Raw genomic sequence first — 17,163 nt, forward strand, 5'->3', positions numbered from 1 at the left:
GCCGCCGAAGTGTCCCTACGCGGTCCGCCGTACCTGCTCGTACTGCCCTGCCAGCCCGTCCAGCAGAGCCGTCAGCCCCGTCTCGAAGGCCCGCTCGTCGATCTTCTCCTGCTGCTCGGCGAGGAGATGGGCCTGCTGGAGATGGGGGTAGTCGGCGGGGTCGTAGGCGCTCGCGTCGTCCACGAAGCCCCCGGCGAAGGAGCCGAGCGCGGAACCCATCACGAAGTACCGCATCAGCGCGCCGATGGACGTGGCCTGCGCCGGCGGCCAGCCCGCGGCGACCATCGCGCCGTAGACCGCGTCCGCGAGGCGCAGTCCCGCCGGGCGGCGGCCGGGGCCGCGGGCCAGCACCGGCACGATGTTCGGATGGTCGCGCAGCGCGGCCCGGTAGGAGACGGCCCAGTCGTGCAGCGCGGTCCGCCAGTCGCGGCCGTCCTCGAACATCGTCAGATCCACCTGGCCGCTCACCGAGTCGGCGACCGCCTCCAGGATCTCGTCCTTGGTGCGGAAGTGGTTGTAGAGCGAGGGCCCGCTGACGCCCAGTTCGGCGGCGAGCCTGCGCGTGGAGACGGCCGCCAGGCCCTCCGCGTCCACGAGCGCGCGGGCCGTCTCGACGATCCGGTCGGTGGAGAGCAAGGGCTTGCGCGGTCGGGCCATGGCGCACATAGTAGGGCTGCCGACGGAAACTAGCAGTGCTAATTAAAATGTACCGTGTTCAAGTGGGGTGCCTGTGGTGAACCTGGAGCTCAGCGAGGAACAGACCGCCATGCGGCAGCTCGCCCGGGACTTTGTCGAGCGCGAGATCACCCCGAACGTCATCGCCTGGGACCGCGCCGAGGAAGTCGACCGCGGAGTCGTCAAGAAGCTCGGCGAGGTCGGCTTCCTGGGCCTGGCCGTCGACGAGGAGTACGGCGGCTCAGGCGGCGACCACCTCGCGTACTGCCTGGTCACGGAGGAACTGGGCCGGGGCGACTCGTCCGTGCGCGGCGTCGTCTCCGTCTCGCTGGGGCTCGTCGCCAAGACCGTCGCCGCCTGGGGGAGCGAGGAGCAGAAGCGGCGGTGGCTGCCGGGGCTCACCGCCGGCGAGGCGGTCGGCTGCTTCGGCCTGACCGAGCCGGGCACGGGCTCGGACGCGGGCAACCTCGCGACCCGGGCCGTACGCGACGGCGACGACTACGTCATCAACGGCACCAAGATGTTCATCACCAACGGCACCTGGGCCGACGTCGTCCTGCTCTTCGCCCGCTCCACGGACGCCCCCGGCCACAAGGGCGTCTCCGCCTTCCTGGTCCCCACCGACACTCCTGGCCTGACGCGCCGCACGATCCACGGCAAGCTCGGGCTGCGCGGCCAGACCACGGCCGAACTGGTGCTGGAGGACGTACGCGTGCCCGCCTCGGCGCTGCTGGGGGAGGAGGGCAAGGGCTTCTCGATCGCCATGTCCGCCCTCGCCAAGGGCCGGATGTCGGTCGCCGCCGGCTGTGTCGGCATAGCCCAGGCCGCACTGGACGCGGCGGTGCGCTACGCGGGCGAGCGCGAGCAGTTCGGGAAGCCCATCGCCGGGCACCAGCTCGTCCAGGAGCTGATCAGCGACATCGCCGTGGACGTCGACGCAGCCCGGCTGCTGACCTGGCGGGTCGCCGATCTGATCGACCGGGGTCAGCCGTTCGCCGTCGAGTCCTCCAAGGCCAAGCTGTTCGCCTCGGAGGCGGCCGTCCGCGCCGCGAACAACGCGCTCCAGGTCTTCGGCGGCTACGGCTACATCGACGAGTACCCGGCGGGCAAGCTGCTGCGGGACGCCCGCGTGATGACCCTCTACGAGGGCACCAGCCAGATCCAGAAACTGGTCATCGGGCGGGCGCTGACAGGGGTTTCGGCGTTCTGAGTACCTTCCTGAGTACCTCGGCGGATGTGGCGCGGGCCACTTCGGCCGAAGCTTGGCCCCATGAGTGACACACCGGGCAAGCAGAACACCGCGGCCTTCTACGGCCAGGCCGTCGCCTCCTTCGCCGTCGCCATGGCGGCCACCGCCATCGGCATCTACCAGCTCAGCGCCGACGCCTGGGTCCGCGGCTTCCTCGCCATCGCCGTCCTGTACCTGGTCACCTCCGCCTTCACCCTGGCCAAGGTGATCCGGGACCGGCAGGACGGGGCTTCGGCGCCCACCTACACCCCCTTCGAGAAGCACTGAGCGGTCGCGGGGCCGAACGCGCACTAAGCGCCCGCTCACCTTCGGCGGTATGGTGGTGCACCTGCCAGTGGAGAGGGGCACGTGATGGGTACGGCGGAGGAGACGGCCGGCGGCGAGGCGCAGGCGTGGGGCGAGGTCACGCCCGACGCGGCGCGACGGCTGCTGATCGCCGCGGTGGAGGCCTTCGCCGAGCGCGGGTACCACGCCACGACGACCCGTGACATCGCGGGCCGCGCCGGAATGAGCCCGGCCGCGCTCTACATCCACTACAAGACCAAGGAAGAGCTGCTGCACCGCATCAGCAGGATCGGGCACGCGAAGGCCCTGGAGATCCTGCGGACGGCGGCCCGGCGCGAGGGCAGCGCCCGCGAGCGCCTGGCCGACGCGGTCAGCTCCTTCGTCCGCTGGCACGCCGGCGGGCGCACCACGGCCCGGGTCGTCCAGTACGAGCTGGACTCGCTCGGGCCGGACGCCCGGGCCGAGATCCTCGCGCTGCGCCGGCAGTGCGACGACGAGGTGCACGCGGTCATCGTGGACGGCGTGGCGTCGGGCGAGTTCGATGTGCTCGACGTCAAGGGGACCACCCTCGCGGTGCTCTCCCTCTGCATCGACGTGGCCCGCTGGTTCAACGTCGACGGGCCCTGGACGCCGGACGAGGTCGGCGCGCTGTACGCCGACCTCGTGCTGCGGATGGTCGGAGCCGGGGAGCCGGCGCCGGCTCAGAAGTAGTAGCGCGCCACGGACTCGGCGACGCAGACGGGCTTGTCGCCGCCCTCGCGCTCCAGCGTGAAGGCGACGGTGACCTGGACGCCGCCGGTCACGTCCTCGACGCCGGTGATCGTGGCGGTCGCGCGCAGCCGGGAGCCGACCGGCACGGGCGCGGGGAAACGCACCTTGTTCGTGCCGTAGTTGACGCCCATCTTCACGCCCTCGACCGCGATCAGCTGCGGCCCGAAGAGGGGGAGCAGCGACAGGGTCAGATAGCCGTGCGCGATGGTCGTGCCGAACGGGCCCGCGGCGGCCTTCTCGGGGTCGACGTGGATCCACTGGTGGTCACCGGTGGCCTCCGCGAAGAGGTCGACCCGCTTCTGGTCGATGTCGAGCCAGTCGGTGTACCCGAGCTGTTCGCCCACCGCCGACTTCAGGTCGTCGACGGACGTGAAGATCCTCGGCTCTGCCATGTCCCGGCCTCTCGCATGTCAGGGATGCTGATGTCTCTACTTCTCTAAGCGACTGCTTAGCATGGTCGGCCGCGGGGGGTCGTGTCAACGGACTGGGTAGGGTTCGATGGGTGCCCCAGATTCCAGAGCAGATCCATGAGCTCACGGTCGGCCAGCTCGCGGCGCGCAGCGGCGCGGCCGTCTCCGCGCTGCACTTCTACGAGTCCAAGGGCCTGATCGGCAGCCGCCGGACCTCCGGCAACCAGCGCCGCTACTCACGTGACACGCTCCGCCGGGTCGCCTTCATCAGGGCCGCGCAACGGGTCGGCATCCCGCTGGCGACGATCCGCGAGGCACTGGCGGAACTCCCCGAGGAGCGCACGCCGACCAGGGAGGACTGGGCGCACCTCTCGGAAGCCTGGCGCTCCGAACTGGACGAGCGCATCGCCCAACTGAACCGCCTGCGCGACCACCTCACCGACTGCATCGGCTGCGGCTGCCTCTCCCTCGAAGGCTGCGTCCTCTCCAACCCGGACGACGCCTTCGGCGAACGCCGCACAGGCTCCCGCCTGATGGTGGACAAGAACCGCGCATAGCCAGAGCTGCGGGCATGCGTGCCTCCCCCAGTGCCTTAAGGGCCTGGGAGGTGCCCCCAGGGCGGCACGGGTGGGCGGTGGGGGTCCCCCCGCTCGAGCGAAGCCGAGAGTGGGGGAGGCACCCCGCTCCGCCGGGCTGCGCACCCCCCGCCCCCAGCCTCAACGCCGAGCACCCGCCGCCCGACCAAGCGCGTACTCACCCAACCCCGCCAAAACCAACTCCGCATTGGACCGAGCCCGCCCCCCACCCGGCAACACCAGCACATCCTCAAGCCCGACCCGAGCCCCCACCCCCAACCGCCCCGCGAGCCGCAGCACAGGCCAAGCACCCCCGTCCTCCCCGTGCAACAACACAGGACGGCCATGGGCGGAACCGATCTCGGACAGCAACCCCCGCGCAGAGGCAACGGCACTCCCCGCATCCGTGTCCGTCACCTCGGCCAGCACCCGCAAAACCCTCGGCCCCAGCGAAGACGCGGCAAACCGCTCCGCCCCGTCCGTCCCCGACCAGATCCCCGCCTCCACCCCCACCCCGAGATCGAGAAGCGCGGCGGCCACCTCCTCCGCCCCCGGCTCATGCCAGTTGACCGAAGCGTGGTCGGGCAGCACCGTCCACCCCCGGACACGCTCCACCCTGGCGGCGGGGTCCGGCTCAGCCCACGCCCCCGTCGTCACCCCGACCGGCACCGACACCCGCGCCCGAATCGCCTCCAGCGTCACCGCGAGCACGCGCGGCGACAGCGTGTCCCGTCCGCACGGCGTCTTGGGGTGAACATGGATGTCCGTGGCCCCGGCCGCGACGGCCTCCGCCGCGGACTCGGCCATCGCCTCGGGCGTCAGCGGCACCGCCGCACCGTCGGCGGCTCCCCGCGCCCCGTTCAGACACACCTGCACCATGTCCCGATGGTGCCAGTCACCACTGACAACCGGCCCCGGCGGCGACAGTGGGGGTGCGGCATCCCCGGCGCACCCCCCGCGCACCCGCGTTCGTCAAGCCGACATCAACAGTGGCCTCGCCCGCCTGGCGAACGCCAGGGACTCGGGCGTGAGCACGGGACGCGGCACCAGGATTCCGCAGTCCGTGCAGACCGGACCCGCCGATGGTTCGTGGTCCAGGTCGTACTTCCAGGCGAGTTGCCCCCCGCCGCACACCGGGCACGCCGAGCCCGGTTCGCGCTCCAGCGCGGCGATCAGCCGGCGCAGTACCTCGGCCAGCGGTTCACGGGGATGGACCGCCGGATCGTCGCACCACGCCACACCGAACCCGCCCCAGGTCAGCCGGTGCCAGTCGTCCACACTGCCCGGCCGGCGCAGTCCGTCGTGCTTCTCCTTCTTGCGGCGCTCGGCGAAGTCGACCTCGTAGGCCAGCCAGACCGCCCGCGCCTCTTCCAGTTCGTCCAGTGCGGCCACGAGCCGCACTGGATCGGGGGAGCGGTCCTCGGGACCGAACCCTGCCCGGGAGCACAAATGGTCCCAGGTCGCCCTGTGCCCGTAAGGGGCGAACCTCTCAAGGCACTTGCGCAGCGAATAGCGCCGCAATGCGAGATCGCACCGCGGATCGCGGACCTGTCTCGCCAGACTCCGGAAACCGGCCATCGTCCTGCACCTCCGTCACACCTGCACCTGTAATCCGGTCACTTCGGCGTCGTCGTACGGACGTCGCCGAATAGACGTATCGACAAGCGAATCGGCTCCATCCGATTTCAAATGCCCTCCATAAGCCGTCCTAAGGGGCTCGCGAGTCGACTGCCGTGGTCCGTGTGCCTGTTGTGCTGACTCCAAGAAGTGACGCTTGTTCATCTTCAAAGCCGGGGATACCGGCGGTAACATCCGGCCACCCCCTCGCGAGGAGCCCCCCATGCCACGGCGTACCCCACGCACCGCTCTCGGCAGAATGAGAACTCCCCGGGGAATCCCCGGGTTCCTGAAGACCGCTTCGGTATGCGCCCTGATCGCAGGACTTTTGTCGCCGCTCGCCCCGGCGGCCGCCTCGGAAACAGCGACCGCGCAGGTCGCGGCCTCGGTGAACGACTACTGCGGCAACCAGTGTTCGGACATTCTTCCGCCCGGCCAGAACGGCAACGCCACCCTCGCCCAGATCCTCCTCAATCAGGCCTTCGGCACCCAGCCCGAGCACGCCGAGGACCAGCTCGGGCCCTACGCGAACCTCGCCAAGGGCTACACCGGCCTCACTAACGACAAGATCAACGACTTCTTCAACGACGCCTCCTTCGGGGTCCCGGCGGACCAGGTCGCCTCCACCGTCAAGCCCGCCGGGCGGGCCGATGTGACGATCGTCCGTGACAAGAAGACGGGTGTGCCGCACATCACCGGCACTACCCGGTACGGCACCGAGTTCGGGGCCGGCTACGCGGCCGCCCAGGACCGGCTCTGGCTGATGGACGTCTTCCGCCATGTCGGGCGCGGCCGGCTCACCGCATTCGCCGGCGGCGCGCCCTCCAACCAGGGATTGGAACAGCAGTTCTGGCGGCACGCCCCGTACACCGAGGCCGATCTGCAGGCGCAGATCGACAACGCCGTCGCCACGGGCGGCGAGCGCGGCAAGCAGGCCCTCGCCGACGCCACGGCCTATCTCGACGGCATCAACTCCTACATCGACGCTTCCGACAGCGGCCGCTACTTCCCCGGCGAGTACGTCCTCACCGGCCACAAGGACTCCGTCACCAACGCCGGGACGATCGAGCACTTCAAGATCACCGACCTGGTCGCGCTGGGCTCGGTCATCGGCGCGCTGTTCGGTTCCGGCGGGGGCGGCGAGGTCAACAACGCGCTCTCGCTGCTGGCCGCCCAGGAGAAGTACGGCGTGGCCGAGGGCACCAAGGTCTGGGAGTCGTTCCGCGAGCGCAACGACCCGGAGGCCGTCCTCACCGTCCACGACGGCAGCTTCCCGTACGCGACCAAGCCCGACGATCCGCAGGGCACGGCCCTGCCCGACGCCGGCTCGGTGGAGCCCGAGCCGCTCGTGTACGACCGCACCGGCAGCGCCGCGACGGCCGGTGCCACCGGCGCCTCCGGCGAGGCGGCGAAGACGGCCCTGTCGTCCGCCAAGCGGGGCATGTCCAACGCCCTCGTGGTCGGCGGCGAGCACACCGCCAGCGGCCACCCCGTCGCCGTGTTCGGCCCGCAGACCGGCTACTTCGCCCCGCAGTTGCTGCTGCTCCAGGAGATCCAGGGCCCGGGCATCAGCGCCCGCGGCGCCTCCTTCGCGGGCCTGAGCATGTACGTGGAACTCGGCCGGGGCCAGGACTACGCGTGGAGCGCCACGACCTCCGGCCAGGACATCATCGACACCTACGCCGTCGAACTGTGCCAGGACGACCACCACTACTTGTACCGCGGCACCTGCACGCCGATGGAGAAGATCGAGCAGAAGAACGCCTGGAAGCCCACCACCGCCGACGGCACCGCGGCCGGCTCGTACACGATGCGCGTCTGGCGCACGAAGTACGGCCCGGTCGAATACCGCGCGACGGTCGGCGGCAAGAAGGTCGCCTACACCACCCTGCGCTCGTCCTTCATGCACGAGGCCGACTCCATCATCGGCTTCCAGATGCTGAACGACCCCGGCTACGTCAAGGGCCCGGAGTCCTTCCAGAAGGCGGTGCAGCACATCAACTACACCTTCAACTGGTTCTACGCCGACTCCGAGCACACCGCGTACTACAACAGCGGAGACAACCCGGTGCGCGCGAACGGCGTCGACGCCGAGTTCCCGGTGTGGGCGCGGCCGGCGTACGAGTGGCGGGGCTGGGACCCGGCGGCCAACACGGCCGACTACACCCCGCCCTCCGCCCACCCGAACTCGATCGACCAGGACTACTACATCTCCTGGAACAACAAGCAGGCCAAGGACTACACGACCGCGCCCTGGGGCAACGGGTCCGTGCACCGTGGCAACCTCCTGGAGGACCGGGTGAAGAAGCTGGTCCGGCAGGGCGGGGTGACCCGGGCCTCGCTGGTGAAGGCCATGGCCGACGCGGGGACGGCCGATCTGCGGGCGGAGGACGTCCTGCCCAGGCTGCTGAAGGTCGTCACGAGTTCGCCGGTCACCGACTCCGCCACCGCCGCTGCCGTCGGCAAGCTCCAGGCCTGGGTCGCGGCAGGCGGCAAGCGCACCGAGACCTCGGCCGGCTCCAAGAAGTACGCCGACGCCGACGCGATCCGCATCCTGGACGCCTGGTGGCCGCTGCTGGTCAAGGCCGAGTTCGAACCGGGCCTCGGCAGTGAGCTGTACGAGGCCATGACCGCGAACCTGCCCGTCGACGAGTCCCCGTCGGCCGCCCACGGCCCGACCGGCTCGCACGCCGGAAGCTCCTTCCAGTACGGCTGGTGGAGCTATGTCGACAAGGACCTCCGGGCCGTGCTCGGCGAGCAGGTGCAGGGGCCGCTGGCCAGGAAGTACTGCGGCGACGGCAGCCTCGGCGCCTGCCGCGACACCCTCGTCGGCACCCTGAAGGAGGCGGCCGGAAAGACCGCCGCCCAGGTCTACCCCGGCGACGACCAGTGCGCGGCGGGCGACCAGTGGTGTGCCGACTCGGTCATCCATCGCACCCTCGGCGGTATCAAGCACGGCAAGATCAGCTGGCAGAACCGGCCGACCTACCAGCAGGTCGTGGAGTTCACCTCGCACCGGTGACCCGGCAGCTCCGACAACAGGCGGCGGGTCAGCGCACGCGGCCCGCCGCCAGCACCAGCCGGGCCAGCTCCTCGTGCAGGATGTCGCTGTGCGCCCCGGCCGGCGGGCCGCCGCGTCTGACCACCGCCGACGCGTCGACGTTCACGCACCCCGAGGCGGGCGGTTTCACCGTCAGGGCCTTGGCGAGGGTGTACGCGCGCGTGCCCGGCACCGCCCGCGCCCCGCCGCAGCCCATCGCACCCCACTTCTCGCCCAGGGCCCGGCTCAGGTCGAGGCCGGTGGCGACCGACCGGCTGTCGCCCGCCATCCGGGACGCCAGCGGATAGATCGTGCCGAGGGCCGTGTCGTGCCGGGAGTGGCAGCACACCAGGGGGCCGTCGATGCGGTTCTGCTGCCCCTGGAGGACCCCTCCCGCGCGCGGGTCGTGCGGCAGCCGGGCCGCGAACGCGTAGTGCGAGAACGCCCCTTGGAGTAGTGTCACGGACTTCACCGAGCGCACGCCCTCGGGCAGTCCGCGCAGCGCGAACGACACCAGCCGCGCGCCGAAGCTGTGCCCCACCAGGTGCACGCGCACATCCGGCGCCGCCTTGGCGAGCTGCCCGACGACCCGGCCGAGGCCACGCTCGCCGACGGTTCCCGCGCGCCGCTTCATCGCGTAGTACGTCGCCTGCCGCAGGAGTTCGTGCGCACCGTCCCAGGGGTTCGGGAGCCGGAAGTCCCGCCGTCCGCCGGACGCTTCGAGCTCCGCGAGGGCCTGAGCGAACTCCTCGCAGGCCGCCGCCGACGATCCGGCGAACATCTCCGGCTCGCTCTGCGGCACCCCCTCCGCCACCGTGTCCGCCGCGAACAGCTCCTGCGGCCCGGGCGCCACCACCTCCACCAGCAGCCGCACCAGCCGCCCGAACTCCTCCAGTTCGGCCTCCTCCGGCGGCTGCTGCTCCAGCAGCCGCGCGATCTGGTCGACCAGGATCGCCCGGCCCGGGAAGGTCTCCAGCAGCGCGTGCCGCGTGTCCTTGTCGAGCACGGGCCGCCCGGGGGCCTCGGCCGCCACGGCCCTGGGCAGGTCCGGGATCGGCTCGTCGGAGAACCGCATCGCCGGCCACAGCACCCCGACGTACCCGACCCGGGCCGCCGGGGCCAGCCGAGGGAAGGGCGCGAGGAAACGGTCGTAGAGCCGCGTCGCGCCCGATCGGTCGTTGTTCCAGCCGTGCGCGAAGACGATCAGGTCGCGCACCCTGCGTTCCGCCACCCCGGCGAGCAACCGGTCCCGCTGGCGGCCCACCGGGTCCCCGTCCGCGTCGAAGGTCAGCTCCCAGTAGGGAGTCACACTCATCGCCGGATCCGCCATGACAGGCCCCCTAGCCCCCGGGTGACGCCGCGATCTGGGCGCATCGTCCTGCCAACCGGGCCGATTGGCCATACGTCACGGGCGCATTGGGGGCCCGTATGCCGTGCTCAGCGGTAGACGAGGTACTCCCGTCGCGTCCGCCGGAACGCCGCCAGGTCCTGCTGCCACCCCGCCACGACCTCGTCGGTGTCCGCGCCCGCGTCGATCATCGTGCGTACGCGCGTGGAGCCGGTGAGCTTGTCGATCCAGTGGTCGGGACGCCAGGCGAAGCCGCTCCAGACCCGCTTGGCGGTCACGAGCAGGGCGATTCCCGTGCGCACGGGGTCGAACGCGGCCCGGTCGTGCACATGGAGCTGGACGCCGCCGACCGTCTTGCCCTGGAACTTCGAGAAGGTCGGCGCGAAGTACGCCTCCCTGAACCGCACGCCCGGCAGCCCGAGTTCGTTCGCCTCGGCCGCCCAGCGCCGGTCGATCCCCTCCGCGCCCAGCAGCTCGAACGGCCGGGTCGTGCCACGCCCCTCCGACAGGTTCGTGCCCTCGAACAGGCACGTCCCCGAGTACACCAGGGCCGTCTCCGGCGTCGGCATGTTCGGGCTCGGCGGCACCCAGGGCAGACCGGAGGCGTCGTAGAAATCCGAGCGCTTCCAGCCCGACATCATCACGGTCTCCAGCGGCACGGGGTCGGTGAGGAACTCGCCGTTGAACAGCCGCGCCAGCTCCGCGACGGTCATCCCGTGGGCCTGGGAGACGGGTTGCCGCCCGACGAACGTGGCGAACTCCTTGTGCAGCACGGGCCCGAGGGCCGCGCGACCCGTCACCGGGTTGGGCCGGTCCAGCACCACGAACCGCTTGCCGGCGAGCTGGGCGGCCTCCATGCAGTCGTACAGGGTCCAGATGTACGTGTAGAAGCGGGCGCCGACGTCCTGGATGTCGAAGACGACCGTGTCCACGCCGGACGCGGTGAAGATGTCGGCGAGGGGGCGGCCGCTCTTGAGGTACGTGTCGTAGACGGGCAGACCGGTCGCCGGGTCGTCGTAGCGGCCTTCGGAGCCGCCGGCCTGGGCGGTGCCTCGGAAGCCGTGCTCGGGGCCGAAGACGGCGGTGAGGTCGACGCGGTCGTCCGCGTGCATGACGTCGACGATGTGGCGGGCGTCGCGGGTGATGCCGGTGGGGTTGGTGACGATGCCGACCTTTTGGCTGTCGAGCGGGGTGTAGCCGTCCTGGGCGAGTCGTTCGAAGCCGGTGCGTAGTTTTTTGTGGCGCTGGGCGGCGGCCGTGGGGGGTGCCGCTGATACGGCTGCCGCCGTGGCCGCCGTGAGTACGGCTCGTCTTGAAGGGCGCATGCGGTGACCTCCTTGAGCGGGGACGGTCGGCATGGGCACGGTATGCGCTTCCGCGGGCTGTGGGGAGGCTGCGGGCCGTCTGTGGTCCTTCGCGCAGTTCCCCGCGCCCCTTGAGGGGCGTTGCCGATACCCCTTCCGTGGTACATACCGACCGGTTAGTCTGGCGCCATTGCTGAGCCGCGTCTAAGGAGACCGATGGTGGGAGCCTTTCAAGGGGCCGGAGTCGTTGTCACGGGGGCCGGTGGCGGGATCGGGGCCGCGCTGGCCCGGCGCTTCGCCGCCGAGGGGGCCCGGGTCGTGGTCAATGACCTGGATGCCGAGCGGGCCAAGCACGTCGCGGACGAGGTCGGGGGGATCGCCGTGCCCGGTGACGCCTCGGCGATCGTCGGGGACGCCCGGGACGCGCTCGGCGGGACCGTCGACGTGTACTGCGCCAACGCCGGTGTCGCCTTCGACGGCGTCGACTCCGGTCGGGCGCTGGACGAGAAGGCGTGGTCGACGTCCTGGGACGTGAACGTCATGGCCCATGTCCGGGCCGCCGAGCAGTTGCTGCCGGCCTGGCTGGAGCGCGGCAGCGGCCGGTTCGTGTCCACGGTGTCCGCAGCCGGGCTGCTCACCATGATCGGTGCCGCGCCCTACGCCGTCACCAAGCACGGCGCCCTCGCCTACGCCGAGTGGCTGTCGCTGACGTACCGGCACCGGGGTGTGAAGGTCCACGCGATCTGCCCGCAGGGCGTCCGCACCGACATGCTCGCCGCCACCGGCAGCGCGGGCGACCTGGTGCTGCAGCCGACCGCGATCGAGCCGGACGCCGTCGCGGACGCCCTGCTCAAGGGCATCGAGGAGGACCGCTTCCTGATCCTTCCGCACCCGGAGGTAGCCGCCTATCACCAGGCCCGGGCCGGTGACCCCGACCGGTGGCTGACCGGCATGAACCGCATCCAGCAGCAGTGGGAGGAGACCCGGTGACCGAGTCCCGCTACGCGGCCAAACCCTGGCTCGCCCTGCTCGGCGAGGCCCAGAAGGGCCCGATCAGCCCCGCCGGCTCCCTCGTGCACGCCCTGCGACGGGTGGTGGCCGAGACGCCGGACAACGACTTCCTGGCCTACTTCGACGGCCGGCTGACCTACGGGGAGGTCGACGAGCTCAGCGACTCCGTCGCCGGGCATCTCGCGGCGCGCGGCCTGGAGCGCGGTGACCGGGTCGCGGTGCTGCTGCAGAACTCCCCGCACTTCGTGCTCGCCGTGCTCGGCGCGTGGAAGGCGGGCGCGGTCGTCGTGCCCGTCAACCCGATGTACAAGTCGGGCGAGGTGACCCACGTCCTGCGGGACGGCGAGGTGGCCGCGCTGATCTGCTCGGACCGGGCGTGGGAGTCGTATCTGCGCGAGACGGCGGCCGACTCGCCCGTGCGGATCGTGCTCACCGGATGCGAGCGGGACTTCCAGACGCGTGACGACGCGCGCGTGCTGACCTTCGAGCGGCTGCCGCAGGCCCCGGACGCCGATGACCTGGTGACGGTGGCGCGCGCCGGGAACAAGGCACCGGCGGACCGGGTGCCCGGGCCCTCCGACATCGCGCTGATCAGCTACACCTCCGGCACGAGCGGCACCCCCAAGGGCGCCACCAACACGCACGGCAACATCATGTACAACGCCGAGCGGCAGCGGACCGGCCTGGGGCTGCCCGAGCGGCCCGTGTACTTCGCGATGGCGCCGCTGTTCCACATCACGGGCATGGTCTGTCAGTTCGGCGCCTGTCTGAACAGCGGGGGCACGCTCGTACTGGCCTACCGCTTCGAGGCGGGCGTGGTGCTGGACGCGTTCGCCGAGCACGCGCCGCACTACACCGTCGGCCCCTCCACGGCCTTCATGGCGCTGGCCGCCCACCCCACGGTCACCCGCGACCACTTCTCCTCCTTCCGGGTGATCTCCTCCGGGGGCGCCCCGCTGCCGCCCGCGCTGGTGGAGAAGTTCCGTTCGGGCTTCGGGCCGTACATCCGCAACGGCTACGGACTGACCGAGTGCACCGCGCCCTGCGCCTCCGTGCCGCCCGGCCTGGAGGCACCCGTCGACCCGGCCTCCGGGACGCTCGCCGTGGGCCTGCCCGGCCCCGACACGGTCGTACGGATCGTCGACGACCACGGCGACGAGGTGCCCTTCGGCGAGCAGGGCGAGATCGCCGTACGCGGCCCGCAGGTCGTGCCCGGCTACTGGCGGCGCGCCGACGCCACCGCCGAGACGTTCCCCGGCGCCGAACTGCGCACCGGCGACATCGGCTTCATGGACGAACAGGGCTGGCTGTACGTCGTCGACCGCAAGAAGGACATGATCAACGCGTCCGGCTTCAAGGTGTGGCCGCGCGAGGTCGAGGACGTGCTCTACACGCACCCGGCGGTGCGCGAGGCCGCCGTCGTCGGGGTGCCCGACGGGTATCGCGGGGAGACCGTCAAGGCGTACATCAGCCTGCGTCCGGACGCCGAGACGGACCCGGATGCGCTCGCCGCCTACTGCAAGGAGAGACTGGCCGCCTACAAATACCCGCGCCAGGTGGAGATCCTGCCCGACTTGCCGAAGACGGCCAGTGGGAAGATCCTCCGTCGGGAACTTCGTTCCCGTACGCAAGACAACTGACAGCAGTACGGAAAGGCAGGTGGCGGCAGTGCCCAGGACTACGGACTCGGACGGCACCCCCGTGCCTCAGCGGCTCCTGGCCGCCGCCACCCGGCTCTTCGCGGAGCAGGGCTACGACCGCACCTCGGTGCAGGAGATCGTCGAGGCGGCCGGCGTCACCAAGGGGGCGCTGTACCACTACTTCGGCTCCAAGGACGACCTGCTGCACGAGGTGTACGCGCGCGTGCTGCGCATCCAGCAGGAGCGGCTGGACGTCATCGCGGACGCGGACGAGCCGGTGGAGAAGCGGCTGCGGTCCGCGGCGGCGGACGTCGTGGTGACGACCATCGACAATCTCGACGACGCGATGATCTTCTGGCGGTCGATGCACCATCTCAGCCCCGAGAAGAACAAGCAGGTCCGCTCCGAGCGGCGCCGCTACCACGAGCGTTTCCGGGCGCTGGTCGAGGAGGGCCAGGAGTCGGGCATCTTCTCCAGGACGACCCCGGCGGACCTGGTCGTCGACTACCACTTCGGCTCGGTCCACCACCTGTCGACGTGGTACCGGCCGGATGGCCCGATGAGCCCGCAACAGGTAGCCGACCACCTGGCCGACTTGTTGATGCGGGCCCTGCGCCCCTGACCCAGGGGGCTCCGCCCCCTGGACCCCCGGCCTATGCCCACCCACCACCCGAATCGGCCGGTCAAGAGGCCGAACTCGAAACGCCGAGCCGAGTCCCACCCAGCCCGTCCGGCGTTTGAGGACGAGGCCGTTCAGGCCGAAGGGGGGTCCAGGGGGCGCAGCCCCCTGGCGGGGTCGAAGGGGCGGAGCCCCTGGGATGGGACGGGTAGGGGCGGCGGGGGCGAGAAAACCCCCACCGCCCGCCCCACCTACACGTACTTCTTCAACTCCCGCCGAGCCAACGACCGCTGATGCACCTCATCAGGCCCGTCCGCGATCATCAGCGTCCGCGCCGCCGCATACAGCTCCGCCAGCGGGAAGTCCTGACTGACACCCCCCGCCCCGTGCAACTGGATCGCCCGGTCGAGAATGTCCACCACCGCCCGAGGCGTAGCGATCTTGATCGACTGGATCTCGGTGTGGGCGCCCTTGTTCCCGACCGTGTCCATCAGCCACGCAGTCTTCAGCACGAGCAGCCGCAACTGCTCCACCGTCACCCGCGCGTCCGCGATCCAGTTGTGCACCACACCCTGCTGCGCCAGCGCCTTGCCGAACGCCGTACGGGACACCGCCCGCCGGCACATCAGCTCGATCGCCCGCTCCGCCATGCCGATCAGCCGCATACAGTGGTGGATCCGGCCGGGACCGAGCCGCGCCTGCGCGATGGCGAAGCCGCCGCCCTCCTCGCCGATCAGGTTCGACGCCGGCACACGCGCCCCGTCGAAGATGACCTCGGCGTGGCCGCCGTGGGAGTGGTCCTCGTAGCCGAAGACCCGCATCGCGCGCTTGACGGTCACACCCGGCGTGTCACGGGGCACCAGCACCATGGACTGCTGACGGCGGATGTCGTCCCCGTCCGGGTCCGTCTTGCCCATCACGATGAAGATCTTGCAGTCGGGGTTCATCGCCCCGGAGATGTACCACTTGCGGCCGGTGATGACGTACTCGTCGCCGGACCGCTCGATGTGCGTGGTGATGTTGGTGGCGTCCGAGGAGGCCACCTCCGGCTCGGTCATCGCGAACGCCGAGCGGATCTCACCGGCAAGCAGCGGCTCCAGCCACTGCTTGCGCTGCTGCTCGTCACCGAACTGGGTGAGCACCTCCATGTTCCCGGTGTCGGGCGCCGCGCAGTTCGTCGCCGTCGGCGCCAGATGCGGGGAGCGGCCCATGATCTCGGCGAGCGGCGCGTACTGGAGGTTGGTGAGCCCGGCCCCGTACTCGGAGTCCGGCAGGAACAGGTTCCACAGCCCCTGCCTGCGCGCCTCGGCCTTCAGCTCCTCCACGACCGCCGGCGTGTCCCACGGGGAGGCGAGCAGGGCGCGCTGCTCCTCCGCGACGGCCTCGGCGGGATAGACGTACTCGTCCATGAAGGTGAGCAGCTTGGCGCGCAGCTCCTCGGTGCGTGCGTCGAACGCGAAGTCCATACGGATCAGCCCTCCTGAAGGCCCTCGTGAAGCGTGGTCAGCCCGTGCCGGACGAAGACGGGCACGAGGTCGCCGATGCGGTCGAACCCGCGCCCGACCGTCTGGCCGAGCGTGTAGCGGTAGTGGATGCCCTCGAGGATCACGGCGAGCTTGAACCAGGCGAACGCCGTGTACCAGGAGACCGCGGAGACGTCGCGCCCCGAGCGCGCGGCGTACCGCTCGATGAGTTCGGACGGTGCCGGATGCCCGGGGGCCTCGGCGGTGGTGGAGACGGGGGAGTCGGGCATGCCCAGCGGCATGCTGTACATGACCAGCAGACCGAGGTCGGTGAGCGGGTCGCCGAGCGTCGACATCTCCCAGTCGAGGATCGCCCGGATGGTGTCGTCCTCGCCGATCAGCACATTGTCGAGCCGGTAGTCGCCGTGCACGACGGCCGGGGCGGGGGAGCGGGGCAGGTCCCGGCCGAGGGCGGCGTGCAGTTCGTCGATGCCGTCCAGGTCGCGGTTGCGGGAGGCGTCGAGCTGCTTGCCCCAGCGCCGCAGCTGCCGGTCCAGGAAGCCCTCGGGCCGCCCGAAGTCCGCGAGCCCGACCTCACCCGGGTCCACGGCGTGCAGCTCCACCAGCGTGTCCACCAGGTTCAGCACCGCGCCCCGGGTCCGCTCCGGACCGAGCGGCACGAGCTGGTCGGCGGTGCGATAGGGGGTGCCCTCGACGAACTCCATGACGTAGAAGGGCGACCCGAGCACCTCCTCGTCCTCGCACAGCAACACCGGCTGGGGAACCGGCACGGCGGTCGGGTACAGACCGCTGATCACCCGGTGCTCGCGCTTCATGTCGTGCGCGGTGGCCAGGACGTGGCCGAGCGGAGGCCGCCGCACGACCCAGCGCGCGGTGCCGTCGGAGACCGCGTAGGTGAGGTTCGACCGGCCGCCCTCGATCAGCCGGCCGGACAGCGGGCCGTTCACCAGGCCGGGGCGCTCCCGGTCGAGCAGGCCGCGCAGCCGGTCGAGATCGAGTCCGGGCGGGTGGTCGGGGCTCATGCGTCGCTCCTACGGGGAGATGGACGGTTCCCGACTCATGATGCCGACCGGTCGGTATGTCGTCCAGAGGGGGGCCGAAACGTGATCGGAGCCACGATAGGCCGACGACCTCT

The 17,163-nt window shown here is 70.9% G+C and carries 16 protein-coding genes; 8 read left to right on the plus strand and 8 right to left on the minus strand.

The annotated features are described in order from the left end of the window. Positions 1–15: 15 nt before the first annotated feature. A complete protein-coding gene (locus NNW99_RS30840) occupies positions 16–657 on the minus strand; it encodes a TetR/AcrR family transcriptional regulator (RefSeq protein ID WP_215122441.1) in 642 nt (213 codons plus the stop codon). Positions 658–733: 76 nt separating this feature from the next. Here NNW99_RS30840 and NNW99_RS30845 point away from each other — a divergent pair, with 76 nt between their 5' ends. From NNW99_RS30845 to NNW99_RS30855, 3 genes are all read left to right on the plus strand, one after another. Continuing rightward, positions 734–1,885, plus strand: coding sequence for an acyl-CoA dehydrogenase family protein (locus NNW99_RS30845; protein WP_215122442.1), 1,152 nt, complete (start codon positions 734–736; stop codon positions 1,883–1,885). A gap of 60 nt (positions 1,886–1,945) precedes the next feature. Next, complete coding sequence (locus NNW99_RS30850) at positions 1,946–2,191, plus strand: YiaA/YiaB family inner membrane protein (RefSeq protein WP_215122443.1); 246 nt, start codon at positions 1,946–1,948, stop codon at positions 2,189–2,191. A gap of 84 nt (positions 2,192–2,275) precedes the next feature. Further along, the gene (locus NNW99_RS30855; RefSeq protein WP_215122444.1) at positions 2,276–2,920 is read left to right on the plus strand and encodes a TetR/AcrR family transcriptional regulator; all 645 of its coding nucleotides are present in this window, start codon (positions 2,276–2,278) and stop codon (positions 2,918–2,920) included. Here the strand turns inward: NNW99_RS30855 and NNW99_RS30860 are convergent. After that, positions 2,911–3,372 carry a MaoC family dehydratase gene (locus NNW99_RS30860; protein WP_215122445.1) on the minus strand — a complete coding sequence of 154 codons (462 nt, stop codon included), beginning with the start codon at positions 3,370–3,372 and terminating at the stop codon, positions 2,911–2,913. The two genes, NNW99_RS30855 and NNW99_RS30860, sit on opposite strands and share 10 nt — an antisense overlap. A gap of 110 nt (positions 3,373–3,482) precedes the next feature. Between NNW99_RS30860 and soxR the strand changes: the two genes are divergently transcribed. After that, positions 3,483–3,947: a redox-sensitive transcriptional activator SoxR gene (gene soxR / locus NNW99_RS30865; RefSeq protein WP_215122446.1), complete on the plus strand. Its 465-nt coding sequence runs from the start codon at positions 3,483–3,485 to the stop codon at positions 3,945–3,947. A 159-nt stretch (positions 3,948–4,106) separates the two neighbouring features. On the opposite strand, the gene NNW99_RS30870 is transcribed toward soxR, so the two are convergent. Further along, positions 4,107–4,844, minus strand: a complete 738-nt coding sequence (locus tag NNW99_RS30870) for a 3-keto-5-aminohexanoate cleavage protein (RefSeq protein WP_215122447.1) — start codon at positions 4,842–4,844, stop codon at positions 4,107–4,109. Positions 4,845–4,937: 93 nt separating this feature from the next. Continuing rightward, positions 4,938–5,543 (minus strand): hypothetical protein, encoded by a 606-nt coding sequence (locus NNW99_RS30875; RefSeq protein WP_215122448.1) that lies wholly within the window; start codon positions 5,541–5,543, stop codon positions 4,938–4,940. A gap of 262 nt (positions 5,544–5,805) precedes the next feature. Between NNW99_RS30875 and NNW99_RS30880 the strand changes: the two genes are divergently transcribed. Beyond that, a complete protein-coding gene (locus NNW99_RS30880) occupies positions 5,806–8,604 on the plus strand; it encodes a penicillin acylase family protein (RefSeq protein ID WP_215122449.1) in 2,799 nt (932 codons plus the stop codon). Between the two features lie 28 nt (positions 8,605–8,632). Here the strand turns inward: NNW99_RS30880 and NNW99_RS30885 are convergent, their stop codons facing one another. Continuing rightward, a complete protein-coding gene (locus NNW99_RS30885; protein WP_215122450.1) occupies positions 8,633–9,952 on the minus strand; it encodes a serine-threonine protein kinase in 1,320 nt (439 codons plus the stop codon). Positions 9,953–10,059: 107 nt separating this feature from the next. Beyond that, entirely contained in the window at positions 10,060–11,295 is a 1,236-nt protein-coding gene (locus NNW99_RS30890; RefSeq protein WP_215122451.1) for an exo-beta-N-acetylmuramidase NamZ domain-containing protein, read from the minus strand. A gap of 195 nt (positions 11,296–11,490) precedes the next feature. On the opposite strand from NNW99_RS30890, the gene NNW99_RS30895 reads away from it, so the two are divergent. Genes NNW99_RS30895 through NNW99_RS30905 form a run of 3 tightly spaced genes read left to right on the plus strand, consistent with a single transcriptional unit; the run spans position 11,491 to position 14,547 of the window. Next, positions 11,491–12,264 (plus strand): SDR family oxidoreductase, encoded by a 774-nt coding sequence (locus tag NNW99_RS30895; protein WP_215122452.1) that lies wholly within the window; start codon positions 11,491–11,493, stop codon positions 12,262–12,264. Next, positions 12,261–13,925: a class I adenylate-forming enzyme family protein gene (locus tag NNW99_RS30900; RefSeq protein WP_215122453.1), complete on the plus strand. Its 1,665-nt coding sequence runs from the start codon at positions 12,261–12,263 to the stop codon at positions 13,923–13,925. The genes NNW99_RS30895 and NNW99_RS30900 overlap by 4 nt, the downstream gene beginning before the upstream one ends. A gap of 28 nt (positions 13,926–13,953) precedes the next feature. After that, positions 13,954–14,547: a TetR/AcrR family transcriptional regulator gene (locus NNW99_RS30905; RefSeq protein WP_215122454.1), complete on the plus strand. Its 594-nt coding sequence runs from the start codon at positions 13,954–13,956 to the stop codon at positions 14,545–14,547. Positions 14,548–14,795: 248 nt separating this feature from the next. On the opposite strand, the gene NNW99_RS30910 is transcribed toward NNW99_RS30905, so the two are convergent. Beyond that, positions 14,796–16,010 (minus strand): acyl-CoA dehydrogenase family protein, encoded by a 1,215-nt coding sequence (locus NNW99_RS30910; RefSeq protein WP_215122455.1) that lies wholly within the window; start codon positions 16,008–16,010, stop codon positions 14,796–14,798. A 5-nt stretch (positions 16,011–16,015) separates the two neighbouring features. Continuing rightward, positions 16,016–17,050, minus strand: coding sequence for a phosphotransferase family protein (locus NNW99_RS30915; RefSeq protein WP_215122456.1), 1,035 nt, complete (start codon positions 17,048–17,050; stop codon positions 16,016–16,018). Positions 17,051–17,163 lie beyond the last annotated feature (113 nt).

The organism is Streptomyces sp. CRCS-T-1, from assembly GCF_024442335.1.
In the GTDB taxonomy this organism is placed as follows: domain Bacteria; phylum Actinomycetota; class Actinomycetes; order Streptomycetales; family Streptomycetaceae; genus Streptomyces; species Streptomyces koelreuteriae.